Annotated in this window: 1 protein-coding gene; it reads left to right on the top strand. The window is 41.2% G+C overall.

Translation table 11 applies throughout. The annotated features are described in order from the left end of the window. A partial coding sequence (locus HMPREF9441_RS17165) for a flavin monoamine oxidase family protein (protein WP_008623564.1) occupies positions 1-585 on the top strand: 585 nt, incomplete at both ends.

The following is a 585-nucleotide window of genomic DNA, read 5'->3' on the forward strand; positions in this document are numbered from 1 at the left end:
ACCCTCACGCCCAAGGGTATGAAAACTTCGTAAAGCAGCTGCTTATTTATTTCCCTGAAGAGAGAAAGGCTTTAGAGCAATATGTCTATACAATACGTACTATTTGCGATAAATTTCCACTTTACCGTTATAATGCTACAGAAGTACATTACGATGTTGCTACTCTTTCTATAAAACTCTCCGATTTTTTAGATAATCTTACTACTAACGAACGACTTAAAGCAGTGCTTTTGGGGGCAAGTTTCCTTTATGCAGGGGTTGCGCCTCAAACGCCTCTCTATGTACACGCGCTTTCAGTTAATTCATATATACAGAGTGCTTACCGACTTACCAAAGGAGGTAGCCAGATAACCGACTTGCTTATTAGGGAGTTACAGCGCTATGGAGCGAATCTTTATCGTCAAACTGAAGTTGTTGCATTCAGCTATGGCAGCGAGCAACAGATTACAGCGGTGCATACTAAGCAAGGACAGACTTTCAGGGCTAGTCATATAATCTCAGCTATTGATGTAAAGCAATTACTACAGATAGCTGGTAAGCAAGCTTTCAAACCTTCTTTCTATAAGCGCGTACAGGGACTGCAAC

It is taken from the genome of Paraprevotella clara YIT 11840 (assembly GCF_000233955.1).
In the GTDB taxonomy this organism is placed as follows: Bacteria; Bacteroidota; Bacteroidia; order Bacteroidales; family Bacteroidaceae; genus Paraprevotella; species Paraprevotella clara.